Source organism: Tardiphaga sp. 215_C5_N2_1 (assembly GCF_052076055.1).
In the GTDB taxonomy this organism is placed as follows: domain Bacteria; phylum Pseudomonadota; class Alphaproteobacteria; order Rhizobiales; family Xanthobacteraceae; genus Tardiphaga; species Tardiphaga robiniae.
Genome location: NZ_CP197240.1, coordinates 5323316 through 5343835, shown reverse-complemented (window position 1 = coordinate 5343835; position 20520 = coordinate 5323316). Strand labels below are relative to the sequence as shown.

Here is a 20520-nt window from a genome sequence, read left to right as displayed (position 1 = left end):
GATTACCTCATGAATATCACCCTTCGCCAACTGGAAGCACTGGTCGCGGTCAGCCGCACAGGCTCGATGACGCGCGCAGCTCAAGAACTTCACATCACCCAAGCGGCGGTCAGCCTGCTGCTCCGCCAGCTTGAATTGCAGTTGGGCCTGCCAATGTTCGACCGCACGACACGGTCGTGTATACCGACCGCAGCCGGACGCGACGCAGTTCGAGCCGCAGAGCGTATGTTGGGCGACGCGCTCAGCCTCACGCGTCAGATGCGCAGCCTGTCGGAAGCACGGAGCGGCACAGTCGTCTTCGTCGCATCGGCCGGTGCAGCCTCCGCGCTCATGCCGGCAGTGCTCGCGACATTCCGCACCGCTTATCCCGACGTTGATGTCATCATGCGCGATGTCGCATCCGATCAGCTTGTAAGCGCGCTGCTCGCGTCGGACGCCGAATTCGCCATCGGCAGCGTGGATGGCCCGGTGCCCGAGGTGACGCTGACGCCTCTGGTGAGAGGGCGTCTCAGCGCCATCGGCTGGCCGGGTTGCCCGATCGCAGCGATGCAAACGCTATCGTGGGATGAACTCGCGACACTACCGACCATCGCGATGCGCCGCGACACGCTGATCCGAGCACAGATCGACCGACGGCTGGGGCGCGATGGCAAGGTGCTCATCCCGACCCACGAAGTGTCGCTCATCAACACGGCGCTTTCGATGACGGCGAAGGGCATCGGCTATGCGATCTTGCCCTCCTATATGATGCCGACCGAGCAGTACCCAGGTCTGATCGCTTTCCAGCTCGTGCGCCCGGCGATCACGCGGCAACTGTCCTGGATTCAGCAGACCGGCCGCAGCCTGTCGCCGGCAGCGCTGCAATTTCAGAAGATGACGGCGCGTGTGCTGGCCAGCGCGCATGCGACAGCCATTGCAAGGCGCGCGACGGTGTAACGCGCAATTTCGGTCCCTCTCATCATCAGCGTGGATTGGCCAACATCCATCGACGCGAAGCGTTGCCGTAATCCCACAGCAGGCCGGGTTTCTGTGTCCGGAGATGACTGGCCGTTGACACCCGGCCGCCTGTCGCGCGATGTTACATTATAACATCGGTGCTGGCAGACCTCTCCGCCGACCGATGCCGGGGCAGCCTGTCGGCATGAAGTGGTTTCGCGCGAATATCAGGAATGGGGCAAAGCTGGCGCTGTTCGCGCTGGCGGTGCAGCTCGTTCTGTCGTTCGGCCATGTCCATGGCGGGACGGTGCACGCGGCCCCTCTCGACACCGCCATCGCCCTCGCTGCCGGCGAAGCTGCGCAGACACCGGCCGCTCCAGATACTGACCACCATCACCGCGGCGCCGATCCCTGCGCCATCTGCGCCGTCATGGCGATGGCCGGTACAGCGCTGTTCGCCGCGCCGCCGGTCCTGCTGTTGCCGCAGGCTGCCGTCCTGCTGCAGCGGATCGCCGAGGCTGAATTCGACCATCTCGACGCCATCAGCGGCGCGTCGCAGCCGCGCGGCCCTCCTGTTTCCTGACACGACCTTTGACGATCGCTGCCGCGAATTCCTCGCAGGCAGCGTAACCGAAGTCAGATTCGCATCACCGCGAGTCCCGGCTCAAGCGCACAAACCGCGCCGCCGGTGAAGTCAGGACAAACCTATGTCGATTCAATTCAAGCGCGCCCTCCTGTTCGGCACATCTGCCGTGGTGGGACTGAGCTGCCTCCCGCAATCCGCGCTGGCGCAGACGCAGCTTCCCGCCGTGGAAGTCACCGCGCCAAGCCCGATCGTGCGCCGCAAGCCGGTGCCGTCACGCACCGCGCATACTCATGTCACGCGCCCCGCGCCGAACCGCAATGCCGCGCCGGTGCCGGTCGAGGCAGAGCCGGCCGTGCAGGCGCAGCAGGGCGAACTCCCGATCGTTACCGATCAGTTCGCCACCGTCACCGTGGTGCCGAATGACGAGATCCGCCGTTCCGGTGCCTCGACGCTCGGCGACCTCCTCGCCAACAAGCCCGGCATCACCGGCTCCGGCTACGCGCCCGGCGCCTCGAGCCGGCCGATCATCAGGGGTCTCGACGTCAATCGCGTCGGCATTGTCGAGAATGGCATTGGCAGCAACGGCGCATCCGATCTCGGCGAAGATCATTTCGTGCCTGTCGATCCGTTTGCCGCCAATCAGGTCGAGGTGATCCGCGGCCCGGCGACGCTGCGTTACGGCTCGCAGTCGATCGGCGGCGTGGTCAGCGCGTCCAACAATCGCATTCCCGACGCGCTGCCGAACTGCGCCGTGGCGGCGCCGTTCCAGAGCTACGGCATGCCGGTGAAGGCGCCGGCTGCCGGTCTCGCGGCGCCGGGCTGCATGAATGCGGAAGTCCGCACCTCGTTCAGTTCGGTGGATCGCGGTGTCGATGGCGGCATCCTGCTCGATGCTGGCGGCGGCAACGTCGCCGTCCATGCCGACGTCTATGGCCGCAAAGCGGGCGACTATAATGTGCCGAGCTATCCCTATGCGGAGCCCGGCCTCGCCTTCAACGGCAAGCAGCCGAATTCGTCGAACCAGTCGGCCGGCGCATCGGTCGGCGGTTCCTACTTCTTCACCGGCGGTTATATCGGTGCTGCGATCACGCAGAACAACACGACCTATCGCATTCCCGGCGTCGAAGGCGCCGAAGTCGGCACCCGCATCGCCGGCCAGCAGACCAAGTTCACGGCCAAGGGTGAGTATCGTCCGGATGCTGCGGCAATCGAGGCGATCCGCTTCTGGGTCGGCGCGACGAACTACAAGCACAACGAGATCGGCCTCGCGGATGCCACCGATCCGACCAGCGACGGCGTGCGCCAGACCTTCACCAACAAGGAGCAGGAAGGCCGGCTCGAGGTGCAGATGATGCCGTTCAATGCGCGCTTCGCCACGATTACTTCGGCCTTCGGCCTGCAGGTCAACCATCAGGAACTCACGGCACCGAGCCCTGACGACATCGGCAGCCCTCTCAACGGTCTTTGGGATCCGAACAAGAACACCCGGGTCGCGGGCTACAGCTTCAACGAGTTCAAATTCACCGAGACCACGAAGGCGCAGATCGCCGGCCGCATCGAGCATGTCGAGCTGTCGGGCACTACGCCATCGTCGATCCCGAACGAGTTCGATCTCAATGCAGATCCGGGCGCGATCGGGCCGGCGGTCGGGCGCAACCTGACCTTCACGCCGAAGAGCGGCAGCATCGGTCTGATCCAGGATCTGCCCTGGTATGGGCTCTCCGCCAGCATCACCGCGCAATATACCGAGCGCGCACCGAAGCCCGCCGAACTGTTCTCGCGCGGCGGACATGATGCGACGGAGACCTTCGACATCGGCAATCCCAATCTCGGCATCGAGACGGCGAAGTCGGTCGAACTCGGCCTGCGCCGTGCCGCCGGTCCGTTCCGCTTCGAGCTCACCGGCTACTACACGCAGTATAACGGCTTCATCTATCGCCGCCTGACCGGCAACACCTGCGGAGATGGAGTCTGCCAGGCGGGGCTTGGCCTCGAACTGAACCAGGCGATCTATTCGCAGCGTGACGCCACCTTCCGCGGCGGCGAATTCCAGAGCCAGCTCGACGTTGCGCAAATCTATGGCGGCACATGGGGCATCGAGACCCAGGCCGACATCGTGCGCGCGACCTTCAGCGACGGCACCAATGTGCCGCGCATCCCGCCCGTGCGTGCCGGCGGCGGTCTGTTCTGGCGCGATACCAACTGGTTTGCCCGCGTGAATCTGCTGCATGCCTTCGCACAGAACGACATCGCTGAGATCGCCGAGACGCCGACATCGGGCTACAATCTCCTGAAGGCCGAAGTGAGCTACAAGACGCTGCTCGACCCGCACATCTACGGCGCCAAGGAGATGACCGTCGGCGTGGTCGGCAACAACCTGTTGAACGAGAACATCCGCAACGCGGTGTCCTATAACAAGGACAACGTGCTGCAGCCCGGGCTGAATGTGCGAGCGTTTGCGAGTGTGAAGTTCTGATTGTAAGCGTCGTTCCGGGGCGTGCATTCAGCGCAGCTGAGTGCTCGAATCCGGAACCTCATGCGGTTCTATCACTTCCAGATTCCAGGTTCGCGTGCAGCTTGCGCTGCCCGCGCCCCGGAATGACAGTTGCGGTTTACTTCGCCGCGTCCCAATCCGGCCGAACGGCGCCGGCGAGACCCGTAGCGGCGCCCTCCACCAGATCGAGCACAAGCAACCGGTTTTGATCGACCGGACCCGGCATGGTCACATTGCCCTTAGGGATCGCCTTGAAGCCGACCCGGCGGTAATAGGGCTCGTCGCCGACCAGCACGATGAGCTTGTGGCCCTTCTTGCGCGCATCGGCGATGGCACGGTCCAGCAGCTTGCGGCCGACGCCGCGGCTGCGGAATGGCGGCTCGACGGTCAGCGGCCCGAGCAGCAGTGCCGGCGTATCGCCCACACAGATCGGCAATTGCCGGACCGAGCCGACCAGCAGCGTACCGATCCGTGCCGTAAACGACAGATCGAGCAGATGACCGACATGTTCGCGCAGCCGGTAGGCTGATAGCACGTAACGGCCCGGGCCGAAGGTGCGGGCATGCAGCCGTTCGATGATCTGGGCGTCGTTGGCGGTTTCCGCCAGGATGGTCAGAGAAAGGTCATTCATGTCGGGAGGCGGGATAGCATTTGGCGGGCGCGTGGTCCATTGCCCGGGCGGACGGGATCAGACCCGCCAGGTGGCGCTGACCGGCTTGCCGTCGAAGATCTCGGCCAGCCGCTGCCGAGTGCCATCGGTGGTGTTGTGAGGCATGGCATCGAGGGCGAAGAAGCCGGTTTCGGCGATTTCGCGATTGGGCTCCGGCAGCCGGTCCTGCCGGAACTGCCTGACCACATAGACCGCCACGTGATCGCGGATCGAGACATGGCTGTTGAGGAAGACGCCATGCAGAACCGGCTCGCCGGTGAGTTCGATGCGTCCCTCTTCCCGCAGCTCCATATCCAGCGCCTCGCGAAAGGTCTGGCCGACCTCGACGCCGCCGCCGGGCAGATACCAGCCGGTCACATAAGTGTGCCGGACCAGAAACACGCGATTGTCGGCATCGAGCACCACGGCACGGACGCCCAAAGTCATGCCGCGCGCGACGCGGAAATACAGATGCACGAATTTGCGCAGGGTCGGCTCCAGTCGCTGCCGCAACGTCGGTGAGGTCATCGCGGCAAATTCCTGGCTGGCGACACGGTGGGTCCTTGCGTCATATGCCCCACCTTGCCAAAACATGCAGGGATTTCACAGGCATGAGGGCGCATTGAGCCGGCTTGTTCACATACGCACAGGGACAGATCGCTTCCGATGACGGCTTTCACCCTCGCCCATCTGTCCGATCCGCACGTTCCGCCGATGCCGGAGCCGCAATGGCGCGAGCTCCTGGGGCAGCGCGTGCTCGGCTATCTGAACTGGCGGCGCAACCGGCACCTGATCCACCGCCGCGACATGCTGGATGTCATCGTCAGCGACATGCAGGCGCAGCAGCCGGACCATATTGCCGTCACCGGCGATCTCGTGAATCTCGCCCTGGATGCCGAATTCCCGCGCGCGCGCCGCTGGATCGAAAGCATCGGCACACCGGACAAGGTCTCGCTGGTACCCGGCAATCACGACGCCTATGTGCGCGGAGCACCCGAACGTTTCGCCGAGACTTTCGGCGACTATATGCGCAGTGACGGCACCCCCGATACGCGCTTTCCATTTCTGCGTATCCGCGGCCCGCTGGCTCTGATCGGCGTGTCGTCGAGTGTGCCAACCGCGCCGTTCATGGCGACGGGCTCGCTCGGCGACGCACAGCTTAGGGCGCTCAACATTATGCTTGGCGGCCTCGCCGACGCTCATCTGTTTCGCGTATTGCTGATTCATCATCCGCTACGCTCAAAGCAGAGAATGAAGCGGCTGACCGATTCCGAAGCGCTGCAAGCTGTGCTCAAGCGCCACGGCGTCGAACTGATCCTGCACGGTCACGACCACATTCACTCGACCATGTGGTTCGACGGCCCGCAGCGGCGCATTCCTGCCATCGGTGTGCCGTCGGCGTCATCGGTTGCACACGGCCACAAGCCGGCAGCGGCCTACAATCTGTTCGCTATCGAACGCGACGGCGAACGCTGGCGCTGCGAGCAGACGGTGCGGGGATTCGGCGACAGCAACATGGTGCATGAGCTGACGCGGTCGATGCTGGTGTAGCGTGACTAATGTCCGCGCACCGACACGAACAGCGCGAGCGCAAATAGCCCCACAACGCCGACAATCACTCCAAACACAAACGGCCAGAACCGGCTGCGCGACTTCTTCACCGGTGGCGGCACCTGCGGCGGCGGCATTGTCACCAGCGCATGTTCGCGCTCAATCATGCGGCGCGCGATATAGTCGGTGACCGCCTTCACGATGGCCGGAACGTCATGCGCCTCGGCCAGCACCACGCGGCCATGGCGGGTGTCCTGAACGAAGCGATACATGCGCTTGTCACGCCCCATCGCCACATGGGCGACCATGTCGATCCACAGCCGCGGCGTGTCGCCCTGGCTGACGCCCCGGTCAAACATCTCGATGCCAACAGGGATCTCGGCGAACAGCGGGTCGAGTGCTTCATTGAGGATCTCCAGCCGCGCCACTTCGGCATCGCGCAGCTCGACGACGACACCGGTGCGATCGGCCGCCTCGATGCGGGCCTGACGCAACGCGTCGCGCAGCCGCTGCGGCCTGGCTTCCTCGACAGGCTTCGTCCCGTTACTCGCCACGCTGGACCCCTTTCTAGCTGCCTGAGCGCGCCATCCACCGGGCAGTAACCTATCAGTAACCACGAGTACCGGAAAGGCCGTTTGTTTCCAGAGACTTGGCCAATGAACGTACCAACGGCCCCACCCGGTTTCCCGGATGAGGCCGCTGATATCCTTGGACGTCTTCTTATAGGCAAATCAGCGACAGGCTTGAGGCGAGCCGGCGGCACTGACGCCGCTCGGGGTCTCAGCCTCAGGCGAACCGTCAGTCCTAAGCGACCTGGCGGCTCGGCTCTTCGACGATGGAGAAGCGGACGCCGGCGCGGTGGCGATTCTCTTCCGACACGGTCTTCCAGGCTTCTTCGGCCTGCTTGCGCGTCTTGAACGGGCCCTGCACCTGGGCCGAGCCTTCAACCAGCTTGTGGAAGTTCATCGAACCGAACTCGCCGCCGATGACCCAGAAATTGCTACCGTGTGACATGTCGTGCTCCTGTTCATTCCTTAAATCGACATTCGTGACATGCGATGCATTCACCGTGTGAACAGATAACGCCATGTCAGACAAAACCACCAGATGCCTTGTGTTTGAATGGTGATGTGATGTAACATCACGACTTGTAATTAATGTCATTTTGTCAATTTTGTCACAACCAACGACCGAGTGGCGACTCGGGGCACCAGGAATTGGCGCGATGGCGGGCGAGTCTGGCAAGAAGCTGTTCGTGGGGCCGCGCTTCCGGCGGATCCGGCAGCAACAGGGCCTGTCCCAGACCCAGATGGCAGAGGGCCTCGGCATTTCGCCGAGCTACATCAACCTGATCGAGCGCAACCAGCGGCCGGTCACCGCGCAGTTGCTGCTGCGCCTCGCCGAGACCTATGACCTCGATCTCCGCGATCTCGCGACGGCGGATGAAGATCGCTTCTTCGCGGAGCTGAACGAAATCTTTTCCGATCCGCTGTTTCGCCAGATCGATTTGCCGAAACAGGAATTGCGCGACCTCGCCGAACTCTGTCCGGGCGTCACGCATGCGCTGCAGCGGCTCTACGCGGCCTATACCGAAGCGCGGCGCGGCGAGACCATGGTGGCGGCGCAGATGGCCGATCGGCACGAAGGCGCGCCCTTCGAAGCCAATCCGATCGAGCGCGTGCGTGATTTGATCGAGGCCAACCGCAATTACTTCCCCGAACTCGAAGCGGCCGCCGAAGGCCTACGCGACGAGATCAACGTGCCGTCGCAGGATCTGTTTGCGGCGCTGAGCGCACGACTGCGCGACAAATACTCGATCGTGACCCGCATCATGCCGGTGGACGTGATGCGCGAGACGCTCAGACGTTTCGACCGGCATCGCCGGCAATTGCTGATCTCCGAAATGGTCGATGCGCCCGGCCGCGCCTTTCAGGTCGCGTTCCAGATCGGCCTCGTCGAATGTTCATCGCATTTCGAAACCATCATCGGCCGCGCCGGGCCGCTCGACGACACCACGCGGCGGCTCTATCGCATCACGCTGGCCAACTATTTCGCAGCCGCCGCACTGATGCCCTATGCAGCGTTTCATGCCGCCGCGGAAGCGCTGAGCTATGACGTGCAGGTGCTCGGCCAGCGTTTCAATGTCGGATTCGAGCAGATCTGCCATCGCCTGACCACGCTGCAGCGCCCGAACGCGCGCGGCGTGCCGTTCTTCATGCTGCGCGTCGACAATGCCGGCAACGTGTCGAAGCGGTTTTCATCCGGCACCTTCCCGTTCTCGAAATTCGGCGGCACCTGTCCATTGTGGAACGTGCATTCGACATTCGACACACCGGACCGCCTGCTGAGCCAGGTGATCGAACTGCCCGATGGCAGCCGCTATTTCTCCATCGCACAGACGCTACGTCGGCCCGCAGCGCCGCATCCGCAGCCACAACCGCGCTTCGCCATCGGCCTCGGCTGCGAGATCCGCCACGCCGGCAAGCTGGTCTATTCAGCAGGCCTCGATCTGGAAAAGACCGAAGGCACGCCGATCGGCGTCAATTGCCGCCTCTGCGAGCGCGAGAATTGCAGCCAGCGCGCCGAGCCGCCGATCACGCGCAGCCTGATCCTCGATGAGAACACACGGCGGGTGTCGTCATTTGCTTTCAGCAATGCGCGGGAACTATAGTTGCAAGGTCTTCCCGATCGCCCCTAACATTATTGAGGCCGTTGATGACGTTGCTGGTCCGGGAAATGCTGCCGTCCGAAGCTCACGTCGTCAGCACCTATTTCCACAATGCCACGCCGGAATTCCTGGAAACGATGGGCGTCGATCCAACCAGGATGCCGCCGGCGCTGATCTGGCAAGAGCGTATCGGCCAACAATATGCACTCCCGCCGGAACGCCGCGCCGCCGTTGTCGCGCTGTGGCTAATGGATGATCAGCCCATCGGGTTTTCCAGTTGTGACAAGATTGTCTATGGCGAAAGCGCCACCATGCATCTTCACGTGCTGCACCCGGACAGACGACAAACCGGAATCGGTACAGAATGCGTTCGCCGAAGCGCGGCGATCTATTTCGACATGCTGAAGCTCAAATCACTGTTTTGCGAGCCAAATGCCTTCAACATCGGGCCGAATCGAACCTTGCAAAAAGCCGGCTTCAAGTATGTGAAGACCCACATGACGGTGCCCGGACCGTTGAATTTTCATCAGGCCGTGACACGGTGGGTCCTCGAACGCTGATGCTTGTATGACATATCATGGCCGGGCTTGACCCGGCCATCCATCTTGAATGTTAGTGTGGGAGAAAGATGGATGCCTGGATCAAGTCCGGGTACGACAGCGGAGAGGTCTGGTTCATGCTGCGAATGTCTGTGCGATCCACAATTCTCGTTGCAGCATCTGCCCTTATCTCCTTCACCTCTCCCGCCTCCGCCCAGCGCGCAGCGTCCTGTCACAACGGCCAGAGCTTCGACCAATTCCTTGCCGGGCTGAAACAGCAGGCTGTCGCTAGCGGGGTATCGCAACGCGCGATGGCGGAAGCGGCGCCCTATCTCGTCTACGATCAGGGCATCGTCAATCGCGACCGCGGGCAGCGGGTGTTCGGGCAGTTGTTCACGCAATTCGCCGGCCGCATGGCGGCAGATTACCGGATGCAGAACGGGCAGCTCAAGATCAAGGCGAACGCCGCAGCCTTTGCGCGCGCCGAGAAGGAATATGGCGTGCCGCCGGCCGTCATCGCGGCGTTCTGGGCACTGGAGAGCGACTTCGGGGTGCAGATGGGCAATCTGCAGACGCTGCGCTCGCTGGTGTCGCTGGCCTATGACTGTCGGCGCTCGAAGATGTTTCAGGACGAGACCATCGCCGCGCTGAAGATCATCGATCGCGGCGATCTGTCGCCCGCTGAGATGATCGGCTCATGGGCCGGCGAACTCGGCCAGACGCAGTTTCTGCCGACGCATTACTTCAACTATGCCGTGGACTACGACGGCGACGGCCATCGCAATTTGCTGCGCAGCCCGGCCGACGTGATCGGCTCGACCGCTCACTATATTTCCACCGGTTTGAAATGGCGCCGCGGCGAACCGTGGCTGCAAGAGGTGCGGGTCACCGAGAACGTACCTTGGGATCAGGCCGATCTCACCATTCAACTGCCGCGCGCGAAATGGGCGTCATTCGGCGTCAGCTATCCCGACGGGCGTCCACTGCCGAATGACAGTATGCCGGCCTCGCTGCTGCTGCCGATGGGCCGGCACGGTCCCGCTTTCCTCGCTTACGCGAATTTCGCCGCCTATACCGAATGGAATAATTCGCTGATCTATTCGACGACAGCAGCCTATCTCGCCACCCGCATCAATGGCGCCTCCAAGATGCGGCAGCCCTCCGCCCCTGTCGCGCAGCTGTCACATCCCGAATTGCGCGAGCTGCAACAACTGCTGGCGAAGCGCGGCTTCAATGTCGGCAAGATCGACGGTATCCTCGGCCAGCAGAGTCGCACAGCGGTGAAGGCCATGCAGGTCAAGTTCGGCCTGCCCGCGGACTCCTGGCCGACGGCTGAATTGTTGGCGGCGCTGAAATCCGGGCGGTAAATTTCTTCTCTTTTGTGAGGCCGGGCGGTTGAAATCAGCCAAGCGCGCCCCAACTCCATGCAACAGCATCTTTCTCGACCTAGCGCGCTGTGCCTCGAAACGCATCACAAAAGAGCATCCTCATGCCGTTCTATGATTCCGTCGTGCCCGCCTATCTGCAGATGCTGGGCAGTCTGTCCGCTGGACTGAAAAAGGCCGAAACCTATGCTGCCGCAAAGAAGATCGAGCCCGCCGTCCTGCTCGGCACGCGACTTTTCCCGGACATGCTGCCGCTGAGCCGGCAGGTCCAGCTCTCCTGCGATTTCGCCACCAAGGGCAGCGCGCGCCTGTCCGGCAGCGAAGTGCCGGCGGTGCCGGATACCGAAACGACCTTCGATGAATTGCAGCAGCGAATCGGCAGGACCGTCGATTACCTGAAGAACTACAAGCCCGCCCAATTCGACGGCGGCGAGACCCGGGAGATCACCTTCCCCACCGGCCCCGGCACGACCACCACCATGTCCGGCCAGCAATTCCTCACCAGCTTCTCGCTACCGAGCTTCTATTTCCACATCACCACTGCCCACGGCATCCTGCGGATGTGCGGCATCGATGTCGGCAAGCGCGACTTCCTCGGCGCGCAGTAAGCCGCGCCATCACCGCAGGATATTCGGCTGCTGGCCGACCGATAGAGAGATCATGATCATTCAATCCGTCATCGCCACGATCGTTTTATCCTGAACCAACGACATGCAGCGCAGCGGTATTGCCAATGCGCTGCATGATGCCCAATTCGATTTCACCTTTCATCGACTGGATCATTCATCATGAGCACGTCCAAACTCTTCGAACCCTACAAGCTTGGTGCAAACACGCTGACCAATCGCACGGTGATGGCGCCGCTGACGCGCAATCGCGCATTGCCGGGCAACGTGCCGAACCCGCTGGCGATCGAATATTATAGCCAGCGTGCCAGCGCCGGCCTTCTGGTAACCGAAGGCACACCCGTCTCGCAGCAGGGCCAAGGCTATCAGGACGTCCCGGGCATCTACACCAAGGAGCAGATCGCCGGCTGGAAGAAGGTGACCGAGGCCGTGCATGCCAAGGGCGGTCATATCTATATGCAGATCTGGCACGTTGGCCGTATCTCGCATGTCAGCCTGCAGCCGAATGGCGGAGCGCCGGTGGCCCCTTCGGCGATCCGCGCCAACACCAAGACCTTCGTCAACAACACCTTCACCGATGTCTCGGAACCCCGCGCGCTGGAGCTGGGTGAAATTCAAGGCGTCATCGACAGTTTCGCACGCGGCGCTGCCAATGCGGTCGAAGCCGGTTTCGACGGCGTAGAGATCCATGGCGCCAACGGTTATCTGCTTGAGCAATTCGCGCGTGACAGCACCAACAAGCGCACCGACGCCTATGGCGGTTCGCTCGAGAACCGCGCCAAACTGATGCTGGAAGTGGCCGCGGCAGTTGCCAAGGAAATCGGCGGCGACAGAACCGGCATTCGCATCTCGCCGGTTACGCCGGCCAACGACGCCGCCGCCGACACGCAGGCGCAAAAGCTGTTCGACTACATCACCGACGGGCTCAGCGCCGAGAAGCTGGTCTATCTGCATGTCGTCGAAGGCGCGACCGGCGGTCCGCGCGACGTGGCACCATTCGACTATGCCAGCCTGCGCAAGCGTTTCAGTGGAACGTATATCGCCAATAACGGCTTCGATCTAGCGCTGGCCAACAAGGTGCTCGCGGCCGATGCCGCCGACCTGATCGCCTTCGGCAAGCCGTTCATCTCGAATCCAGATCTGGTCGAGCGCCTGAAGATCGGCGCGCCGCTCAACGATGCCGACAAGGCGACGTTCTATGGCGGCGGCGCCAAGGGCTACACGGATTACCCGGTGCTGGGCGCGAAGCAGGCAGCGGAGTAAGTACGCCGTCATTCCGGGGCGCACACGCATCTTTGCGGGTGCGAACCCGGAATGACAGCAAGAGAAAAGGCCGAGATCGCTCCCGGCCTTTTTTGTTGTTCAGAAAGTTCGCCTTAGTTCGACGCGCGCTTCTGCGGCGGGGTCGCGGGCCACGACTTGATCAGGGTGTCGTAGTCCACCGTCTCGCCCTTCGGCTTCTCGTTCGCCAGCTTGCGCTGGGGCGCGATGTTGCCGTCCTTGGCAGACTTCGCGTACCAGAACTCGGCGGTTTCCTTCTTGTTCAGCTTCGGTCCGCATTCGCCCTGAACCTTGGATCGTTCAAGACGTTCGAGCACCGAATCCTGAGCTGCGGCCAGCGAGTCCATCGCCTGCTGCGGGGTCTTCGCACCCGACGACGCATCGCCGATGTTCTGCCACCACAGCTGTGCCAGCTTCGGATAATCCGGGATGTTGTTACCGGTCGGCGACCATTGCACGCGGGCTGGCGAGCGATAGAACTCGACCAGACCGCCGAGCTTCGGCGCACGTTCGGTGAACGACTTGTCCCAGATATCGCTCTCACGAATGAAGGTGAGACCGACATGGCTCTTCTTCAGCGACACCGTCTTCGAGGTGATGAACTGCAGATAGAGCCAGGCTGCCTTGCGGCGATCCGGCGGAGTCGATTTGAGCAGCGTGCCCGAACCGACGTCCTGATAGCCGAGCTTCATGCCTTCCTTCCAGTACGAGCCATGCGGCGACGGGGCCATGCGCCACTTCGGCGTTCCGTCGGCATTCATGACCGCGAGACCCGGCTTCACCATGTCGGCGGTGAAAGCGGTGTACCAGAACATCTGCTGGGCGATATTGCCCTGTGCCGGCACCGGGCCAGACTCCGAGAAGGTCATGCCTTGCGCCTGCGGCGGGGCATACTTCTTCATCCAGTCGAGGTATTTCGCGATCGAGTAGACCGCTGCCGGACCGTTGGTATCGCCACCGCGCTCGATGGAGGAACCAACGGGACGGCAGCCTTCCATGCGGATGCCCCATTCATCGACGGGCAGACCGTTCGGAAGACCCTTGTCGCCATTGCCGGCCATCGACAGCCACGCGTCGGTGAAACGCCAGCCGAGCGACGGATCCTTCTTGCCGTAGTCCATATGGCCATAGACCTTAACGCCATCGATCGTCTTGATGTCGTTGGTGAAGAACTCGGCGATATCTTCATAGGCCGACCAGTTCACGGGCACGCCGAGATCGTAGCCATACTTGGCCTTGAACTTCGACTTGTACTCGGCATTGGTGAACCAGTCGTACCGGAACCAGTAAAGGTTGGCGAACTGCTGGTCGGGCAGTTGATACAGCTTCTTGTCGGGCGCGGTGGTGAACGGCGTGCCGATGAAGTCCTTGAGGTCGAGGGTCGGGCTTGTGACGTCCTTGCCTTCGCCGGTCATGTAATCCGTTAGCGCGATGGTCTGGCCGTAGCGGAAATGCGTGCCGATCAAATCGCTATCGTTGATCCAGCCGTCATAGACATTCTTGCCGGACTGCATCTGGGTCTGCAGCTTTTCGACCACATCACCTTCCTGGATGATATCGTGCTTCAGCTTGATGCCGGTGATCTCGCTAAACGCCTTGGCCAGCGTCTTCGCCTCGTATTCGTGGGTAGTGATGGTTTCGGAGACGACATTGATCTCCATGCCCTTGAACGGCTGCGCAGCCTTCTCGTACCACTGCAGTTCCTTCAGTTGGTCTGCCTTCGACAGCGTCGACGGCTGGAATTCGCTGTCGATCCACTTCTGAATGGTGGCGTCGTCGGCCTTGGCCGGCGCGGCGAGCAACGCAGTCGCCGTGATCAACGCAGCAGCGCTGGTCATCATGATATGGCGCGTCGGGCGACGTGCCTGTGTCGTCTGGTGCCTCATAGCTTCCTCCCTCACTTCTGTTTCAGGCCCAGGTTCATCCCGGGACTGCAGTCCATGCCGGTCAGACGGTGCGAAAAATTGCCACCGCCGAGACCAGCGAAATCAATGTCCCGAACCACAGATTCGAGATTTCAACTCCCTCCTCGCCGATCGGCAGCGTCGCGATCGGGTCGGAACCGACGAAGCCGATCCACAACAGGTGGATGACGGCCGCCGCGATCAGCGACAGGAACAGCCGGTCGCCGCGCGTGGTGGGAATGCGCAGGATGCCGATGCGTTCGGCCTCGGGATAGGCGACTGCGAGCCAAGTCATGGTGCCCAGCGTCAATGCCAGCAGCCCAAAGAAGATCGCCGTCGGCGGCGTCCAGGCCATCCATGCGATGTTTTCCATGACGCCCTCCTAGACTCTGCCGAGCGCGAAACCGCGCGCGATGTAATTGCGGACGAACCAGATGACGAGCGCGCCGGGGATGATGGTCAGCACACCGGCGGCTGCAAGCAGGCCCCAATCCATGCCGGAGGCGGATACAGTGCGCGTCATGACCGCCGAGATCGGCTTGGCATTCACCGAGGTCAGCGTGCGCGCAAGCAGCAATTCGACCCAGGAGAACATGAAGCAGAAGAAGGCAGCGACGCCGATGCCCGACGCGATCAGCGGCACGAGAATCTTCACGAAGAACTTCGGGAACGAGTAACCATCCAGAAATGCCGTCTCGTCGATCTCGCGCGGCACGCCGGACACGAAGCCTTCGAGAATCCACACCGCCAGCGGGACGTTGAACAGGCAATGCGCCAGCGCCACGGCCCACGGCGTATCGAACAGGCCTATGGCTGAATAGAGATTGAAGAATGGCAGCGCGAACACGGCGGGCGGCGCCATCCGGTTCGACAGCAGCCAGAAGAACAGGTGCTTGTCGCCGAGGAAACGATAGCGCGAGAACGCGTAAGCTGCCGGCAGCGCGAAAGAGATCGACAGGATGGTGTTGATGATGACGTATTTCAGTGAATTGATATAACCGGAATACCAGCTCTCATCGGTGAAGATGCGTGTGTAATTCTCCAGCGTCGGCTGGTGCGGCCACAGCGTCATGGTCGAGACGATCTCGCCATTGGTCTTGAAGCTCATATTCACGAGCCAGTAGATCGGCAGCAGCAGAAAGATCAGGAACAGCAACAGGATAATGCGGCGTCCAGGGATCGTATGCATCAGACCGCTCCCTCGCGCTTGGTGTGATCGACGCCCGCGTTGGTCATCACGGTGTAGAATATCCAGCACACGATCAGCACGATGATGTTGTAGACCAACGACAGCGCTGCGGCCTTGCCGAGATCGAACTGGCCGAGCGCGATCTTGACAAGCTCGATGGAGACGAAGGTGGTCGAATTGCCGGGGCCGCCACCGGTCACCACGAAGGGCTCGGTATAGATCATGAAACTGTCCATGAAGCGCAGCAGCACGCCGATCAACAGCACGCGATTAAGCTTGGGTAGCTGGATAGCTCGGAAAACTGCCCAGCGCGAGGCACCATCGATTTGCGCAGCCTGATAATAGGCATCGGGGATCGACTTCAGGCCTGCGTAGCACAGCAGCGCAACGAGGCTGGTCCAGTGCCAGGCATCCATTACGATGACGGTCGCCCAGGCATCGAACTCGTTCGACACATAGTTATAGTCGATGCCCATGTGATTGAGCGTGTAGCCGAGCAGACCAATGTCGGGCCGCCCGAAGATCTGCCAGATGGTGCCGACCACGTTCCATGGAATCAAAAGCGGCAGCGCGAGGATCACGAGGCAGGCTGCGACGCGCCAGCCGTCACGCGGCATCGACAACGCGACCAGAATGCCGAGTGGCACTTCGATGGCGAGGATGATCGCGGAGAAGGCCAGATTGCGCAGCAGGGACGCGTAGAAGCGCCCGCCGAGATCGCTGGACGGATCAAGCAGCTCCTTGAACCAGCCGACGCCGTTCCAGAAGAATTGGTTGTTGCCGAAAGTGTCCTGCACCGAATAGTTCACGACCGTCATCAGCGGCAGCACCGCGGAGAACGCCACGATGAGAAACACCGGCAGGACGAGGAACCAGGCTTTTTGATTGACGGTTTTGTCCATCATGCAACCCCTTCGACAAGGCGGCTGTCAGCATAAACGTGCACCCGGCTGGGATCGAACACCAGCCCGACATCGCTCCCCGCAATAGAAAATCCCTGAGGGACGCGCGCGGCGAACTTGACGCCGCCGATGCGGACGCGCGCGAAACTGATGCGACCAAGATCGTCGACCCGCTCGACCTGCGCCAACAGCAAGCCTGGTGCGGGCGTCGCAACATGGACAAATTCGGGGCGAACGCCGATTTCGATTGTCGCGCCCGCTGGCAACTTGTCGTAGCTGCGCTGCAGCGCGATCACGTGCCCGCCGATACGCGCCTCGCGGCCGCTGACTTCGGCCGGCACGATATTCATGCCGGGCGAGCCGATGAAATAGCCGACGAATGTATGTGCGGGCTTGTCGAACAATTCCTGCGGCGTGCCGGACTGTACGACACGGCCGTCATGCATCACCACCACCGTATCGGCAAAGGTCAACGCTTCGGTTTGGTCGTGAGTTACATAGATCATCGTCAGATCCAGCGCGCGGTGCAGCGCCTTCAGCTTCGACCGCAATTCCCATTTCAGGGCGGGATCGATCACTGTCAGCGGCTCGTCGAACAGCACGGCGGCGACATCGGAGCGCACCAGACCGCGGCCGAGCGAGATCTTCTGCTTGGCATCGGGCGTTAGCCGCGTCGCCTTGCGACCCAGATAAGGCGTGAGATCGAGTAGTTCGCCGATCTCGGCGACACGTGCATCGATCTGCGCCTTCGGCACGCCGCGATTCTTCAGCGGAAAAGCGAGATTCTCGCCGACTGTCATGGTGTCGTAGATGACCGGAAACTGGAACACCTGCGCGATGTTGCGTTTCTGCGTCGACAGCGGCGTGATATCCTTGCCGTCGAACAGGATCTGCCCGCGCGTCGGCGTCACGATGCCGGAGATCAAATTGAGCAGCGTGGTCTTGCCGCAACCGGATGGGCCGAGCAGCGCATAGGCGCCGCCCTGCCGCCAGGTCATGGAGATCGGCTTGAGGGCAAAGCTCTCCAGATCGGCATCGGGGCCGCTGTAGGACTGCGCGAGATCGACGAGATCGATGCGGGCCATGTTACGCTCCCTGCACAGTGTTGGGAGCGGCAACCAGACGGTCGCTGCCATCGAAGACGAACAGATTGGTGGGATCGAGCACGGCGTCGAGCATGTGGCCGGGCAGGAATTCATGCACGCCCTGCAGCACCGCAACCCAGTTCGACGCGTCGCGCTTCAGATGGACGAAGCTTTCCGACCCGGTGATTTCGGTCACGGTCACTTCGGCCGGAAACGCATGCCGTCCGGCGAGACCACTGGCGACTTCGAGCTGATGCGCGCGGAAGCCAACGCGATAGCTGCCGTCGGCGAGGTTTGCGTAGAGCCCGCTGGCGGGCGCTGTCGCGCCACCGGCATAGTGCACATTTCCGTTCTTCTTCTCGATCACCACCAGATTGAGTGGCGGATCGGAGAACACTTCGGCGGCCTTGAGAGTCTCGGGATGGCGATAGACTTTGGAAGTCTGGCCGACCTGCAAAACCTGGCCTTCCCACAGACACACGGTGCTGCCGCCCAACAAAAGCGCTTCGGAAGGCTCCGTCGTCGCATAGACGAAGATCGCACCGGAGGCCTCGAATATTTTCGGCAGTTCGGTGCGCAATTCCTCGCGGAGCTTGTAGTCGAGATTGGCGAGCGGCTCGTCGAGCAGCACGAGATCGGCACCCTTGACCAGCGCGCGGGCAATGGCGGTGCGCTGCTGCTGGCCACCGGAGAGCTGCAGCGGCGTGCGCTTCAGATAGGGCTCAAGCTTGAGCAAGGCCGCGGCTTCGTGCACGCGGGTTTCAATCTCGGCTTTCGGCTTGCCCTGCACGCGCAGCGGCGAGGCGATATTCTCATAGACCGACAGCGAGGGGTAATTGATGAACTGCTGATAGACCATCGCCACCGAACGCTTACGGATATCGACGCCGGTGACGTCCTTGCCATCGACCAACACGTGGCCTTGTGTTGGCTTGTCGAGCCCGGCCAGCAGCCGCATGATCGAGGTCTTGCCGGCCAGCGTTGGCCCGAGCAACACGTTCAAGGTGCCGCGCTCCAGCGTCAGCGAGACGTCACGGATCGTCGTGACTCCATCAACCATCTGCGAGACGTGATCGAGTGCGACGCTCATGACCGCGCTCCCGCTTCACGCATTGGATTGGCGGGCTGGGCGCGATTAGCCTGCAGCCATTGATCGAGAGCCGCGATCTCTTCCTTCGACAGGCGCAGACCGAGTTTGGAACGGCGCCACACGATATCCTCGGCACTGACGGCCCATTCATGCGCCATGAGATAGCGCACTTCGCGCTCGGTCAGCGTTGCGCCAAAGGCCTGACCGAGATCGGCCAGCGATTTCGCGGTGCCCAGCATCTTCGCGGCGCGCGTGCCATAGGCATGCGCCAGGCGGTTGGCATGGGCCGGGGTGAGGAACGGATAGTCGCGCAACAATTCGGCGATCAGCGCATCGACCGCGGAGACATCAAAATCACCGCCAGGCAGCGTGGCATGGGCCGTCCAGCCTTCCCTGGCCTTGGTGCCCTTCAGATACGGCGCAAGCTTCTGCAAGGCTTCTTCGGCGAGACGACGATAGGTCGTGATCTTGCCGCCGTAGATCGACAGCAGCGGCAGGCCACCGGGCAGATCGAGCTCGAACACATAGTCGCGCGTCGCCGCCTTGGCCTCATTGGCGCCGTCGTCATAGAGCGGACGCACGCCGGAATAGGTCCACACCACGTCTTCGGCCAGCACTGGCCGCGCAAGATATTCGCTGACCGACTTGCAGAGATAATTGATCTCGTCGGCAGAGATTTTCACATCGGCGGGATCACCATCATAATCGATATCGGTGGTACCGATCAGGGTGAAATCGTCCTGATAGGGAATCGCAAACACGATACGACCATCGGCGTTCTGGAAGATGTAGGCACGATCGTGGCTGTAAAGTTTCGGCACCACGATATGCGAGCCCTGCACGAGGCGGACTTTCGCTTTCGCATTGACGCCGGCACCGACCGCCAGAACATTCTCGACCCACGGACCACCGGCATTGACCAGCGTGCGCGCGCTGATGGTCGAGCGGTCGCCCGTCGCCTTATCCTGCACCGTGACCTGCCACATCCCGTCGGCCTGCCTGATCTCGGTTGCGCGCGTGCGCGTGCGGATCTCAGCGCCCCGGTCGGCGGCATCACGCGCGGTGAGCACGACAAGGCGCGCATCATCGACCGAGCAGTCGGAATATTCAAAGCCACGCTTGAACCGGCCGGGCGCCAGCGGCTTGCCGGTCTCGTCGCGGGTGAGGTCAAGCGTGCGCGTCGGGGGCAGAAGCTTACGGCCGCCGATATGGTCGTAGAGAAACAACCCCAAGCGCAGCAGCCAGGCGGGCCGCAGACCGGCGTGATGCGGCAGCACGAAACGCAGGGGACGGATGATATGCGGCGCGATCTGCCAGAGAACTTCGCGTTCCAGCAGCGCGTGGCGTACCAGTTTGAAATCGTAATATTCGAGATAGCGCAACCCGCCGTGGATCAGCTTGGTCGACCAGGATGAGGTGCCGCTGGCCAGATCGTTCATCTCGCAAAGGAACACGGAATTGCCGCGGCCGACGGCGTCGCGGGCGATGCCGCAGCCGTTCACACCACCACCAATGATTGCGAGGTCGTAGATCTGACCCACCCCGTCTCCCCTCCTGCGCCAATTGTCTGGCGCCTTCCTTCGGACGCGCCATCTTCGCTTTCAGCGATTTGGCTTTCGCTTTCGATTAAACCAC

Annotated in this window: 20 protein-coding genes; 9 read left to right on the top strand and 11 right to left on the bottom strand. The window is 62.1% G+C overall.

The genetic code is table 11. From position 1 onward, the window contains the following. The first annotated feature begins 9 nt into the window (after positions 1-9). The 3 genes from AB7828_RS25350 to AB7828_RS25340 all read left to right on the top strand — a co-directional run bounded on the left by AB7828_RS25350 (position 10) and on the right by AB7828_RS25340 (position 3998). The gene (locus AB7828_RS25350; RefSeq protein ID WP_175368678.1) at positions 10-936 is read left to right on the top strand and encodes a LysR family transcriptional regulator; all 927 of its coding nucleotides are present in this window, start codon (positions 10-12) and stop codon (positions 934-936) included. Between the two features lie 205 nt (positions 937-1141). After that, the gene (locus tag AB7828_RS25345) at positions 1142-1519 is read left to right on the top strand and encodes a DUF2946 family protein (RefSeq protein WP_441231496.1); all 378 of its coding nucleotides are present in this window, start codon (positions 1142-1144) and stop codon (positions 1517-1519) included. A 124-nt stretch (positions 1520-1643) separates the two neighbouring features. Beyond that, entirely contained in the window at positions 1644-3998 is a 2355-nt protein-coding gene (locus AB7828_RS25340) for a TonB-dependent receptor (protein ID WP_441231495.1), read from the top strand. 136 nt (positions 3999-4134) lie between these two features. Here the strand turns inward: AB7828_RS25340 and AB7828_RS25335 are convergent, their stop codons facing one another. Beyond that, positions 4135-4647, bottom strand: a complete 513-nt coding sequence (locus AB7828_RS25335) for a GNAT family N-acetyltransferase (protein WP_441231494.1) — start codon at positions 4645-4647, stop codon at positions 4135-4137. Positions 4648-4704: 57 nt separating this feature from the next. After that, the gene (locus AB7828_RS25330) at positions 4705-5193 is read right to left on the bottom strand and encodes an NUDIX domain-containing protein (RefSeq protein WP_441231493.1); all 489 of its coding nucleotides are present in this window, start codon (positions 5191-5193) and stop codon (positions 4705-4707) included. A 138-nt stretch (positions 5194-5331) separates the two neighbouring features. Between AB7828_RS25330 and AB7828_RS25325 the strand changes: the two genes are divergently transcribed. After that, entirely contained in the window at positions 5332-6216 is an 885-nt protein-coding gene (locus AB7828_RS25325) for a metallophosphoesterase family protein (protein WP_441231492.1), read from the top strand. A gap of 5 nt (positions 6217-6221) precedes the next feature. Here AB7828_RS25325 and AB7828_RS25320 read toward each other — a convergent pair whose 3' ends face one another. Together AB7828_RS25320 and AB7828_RS25315 are read right to left on the bottom strand one after the other, a co-directional pair. Then, positions 6222-6770: a hypothetical protein gene (locus AB7828_RS25320; protein WP_441231491.1), complete on the bottom strand. Its 549-nt coding sequence runs from the start codon at positions 6768-6770 to the stop codon at positions 6222-6224. 250 nt (positions 6771-7020) lie between these two features. Continuing rightward, positions 7021-7230: a DUF4170 domain-containing protein gene (locus AB7828_RS25315; protein ID WP_068733054.1), complete on the bottom strand. Its 210-nt coding sequence runs from the start codon at positions 7228-7230 to the stop codon at positions 7021-7023. 211 nt (positions 7231-7441) lie between these two features. Between AB7828_RS25315 and AB7828_RS25310 the strand changes: the two genes are divergently transcribed. The 5 genes from AB7828_RS25310 to AB7828_RS25290 all read left to right on the top strand — a co-directional run bounded on the left by AB7828_RS25310 (position 7442) and on the right by AB7828_RS25290 (position 12697). Further along, positions 7442-8887, top strand: coding sequence for a helix-turn-helix domain-containing protein (locus AB7828_RS25310; RefSeq protein WP_441231490.1), 1446 nt, complete (start codon positions 7442-7444; stop codon positions 8885-8887). 44 nt (positions 8888-8931) lie between these two features. Further along, a complete protein-coding gene (locus AB7828_RS25305; protein WP_441231489.1) occupies positions 8932-9444 on the top strand; it encodes a GNAT family N-acetyltransferase in 513 nt (170 codons plus the stop codon). A gap of 116 nt (positions 9445-9560) precedes the next feature. Further along, positions 9561-10790, top strand: coding sequence for a lytic murein transglycosylase (locus tag AB7828_RS25300; RefSeq protein WP_441228570.1), 1230 nt, complete (start codon positions 9561-9563; stop codon positions 10788-10790). 122 nt (positions 10791-10912) lie between these two features. Next, positions 10913-11416, top strand: a complete 504-nt coding sequence (locus AB7828_RS25295; protein ID WP_175368667.1) for a DUF1993 domain-containing protein — start codon at positions 10913-10915, stop codon at positions 11414-11416. A 180-nt stretch (positions 11417-11596) separates the two neighbouring features. Then, entirely contained in the window at positions 11597-12697 is a 1101-nt protein-coding gene (locus AB7828_RS25290; protein ID WP_175368666.1) for an alkene reductase, read from the top strand. A gap of 113 nt (positions 12698-12810) precedes the next feature. On the opposite strand, the gene AB7828_RS25285 is transcribed toward AB7828_RS25290, so the two are convergent. The 7 genes from AB7828_RS25285 to glpD all read right to left on the bottom strand — a co-directional run bounded on the left by AB7828_RS25285 (position 12811) and on the right by glpD (position 20426). After that, a complete protein-coding gene (locus tag AB7828_RS25285; protein WP_175368847.1) occupies positions 12811-14553 on the bottom strand; it encodes an ABC transporter substrate-binding protein in 1743 nt (580 codons plus the stop codon). A 109-nt stretch (positions 14554-14662) separates the two neighbouring features. Then, positions 14663-14992: a DUF2160 domain-containing protein gene (locus AB7828_RS25280; RefSeq protein WP_089262582.1), complete on the bottom strand. Its 330-nt coding sequence runs from the start codon at positions 14990-14992 to the stop codon at positions 14663-14665. Between the two features lie 9 nt (positions 14993-15001). Next, entirely contained in the window at positions 15002-15808 is an 807-nt protein-coding gene (locus AB7828_RS25275; protein WP_089262584.1) for a carbohydrate ABC transporter permease, read from the bottom strand. Next, positions 15808-16710, bottom strand: coding sequence for a carbohydrate ABC transporter permease (locus tag AB7828_RS25270; protein WP_441232314.1), 903 nt, complete (start codon positions 16708-16710; stop codon positions 15808-15810). Before AB7828_RS25270 ends, AB7828_RS25275 begins: the two co-directional genes overlap by 1 nt. Further along, positions 16710-17795, bottom strand: a complete 1086-nt coding sequence (locus tag AB7828_RS25265) for an ABC transporter ATP-binding protein (protein ID WP_441231488.1) — start codon at positions 17793-17795, stop codon at positions 16710-16712. The genes AB7828_RS25270 and AB7828_RS25265 overlap by 1 nt, the downstream gene beginning before the upstream one ends. A 1-nt stretch (position 17796) precedes the next feature. Further along, complete coding sequence (locus AB7828_RS25260; RefSeq protein ID WP_439057096.1) at positions 17797-18885, bottom strand: ABC transporter ATP-binding protein; 1089 nt, start codon at positions 18883-18885, stop codon at positions 17797-17799. Next, complete coding sequence (gene glpD, locus AB7828_RS25255; RefSeq protein ID WP_439057095.1) at positions 18882-20426, bottom strand: glycerol-3-phosphate dehydrogenase; 1545 nt, start codon at positions 20424-20426, stop codon at positions 18882-18884. Before glpD ends, AB7828_RS25260 begins: the two co-directional genes overlap by 4 nt. Positions 20427-20520 lie beyond the last annotated feature (94 nt).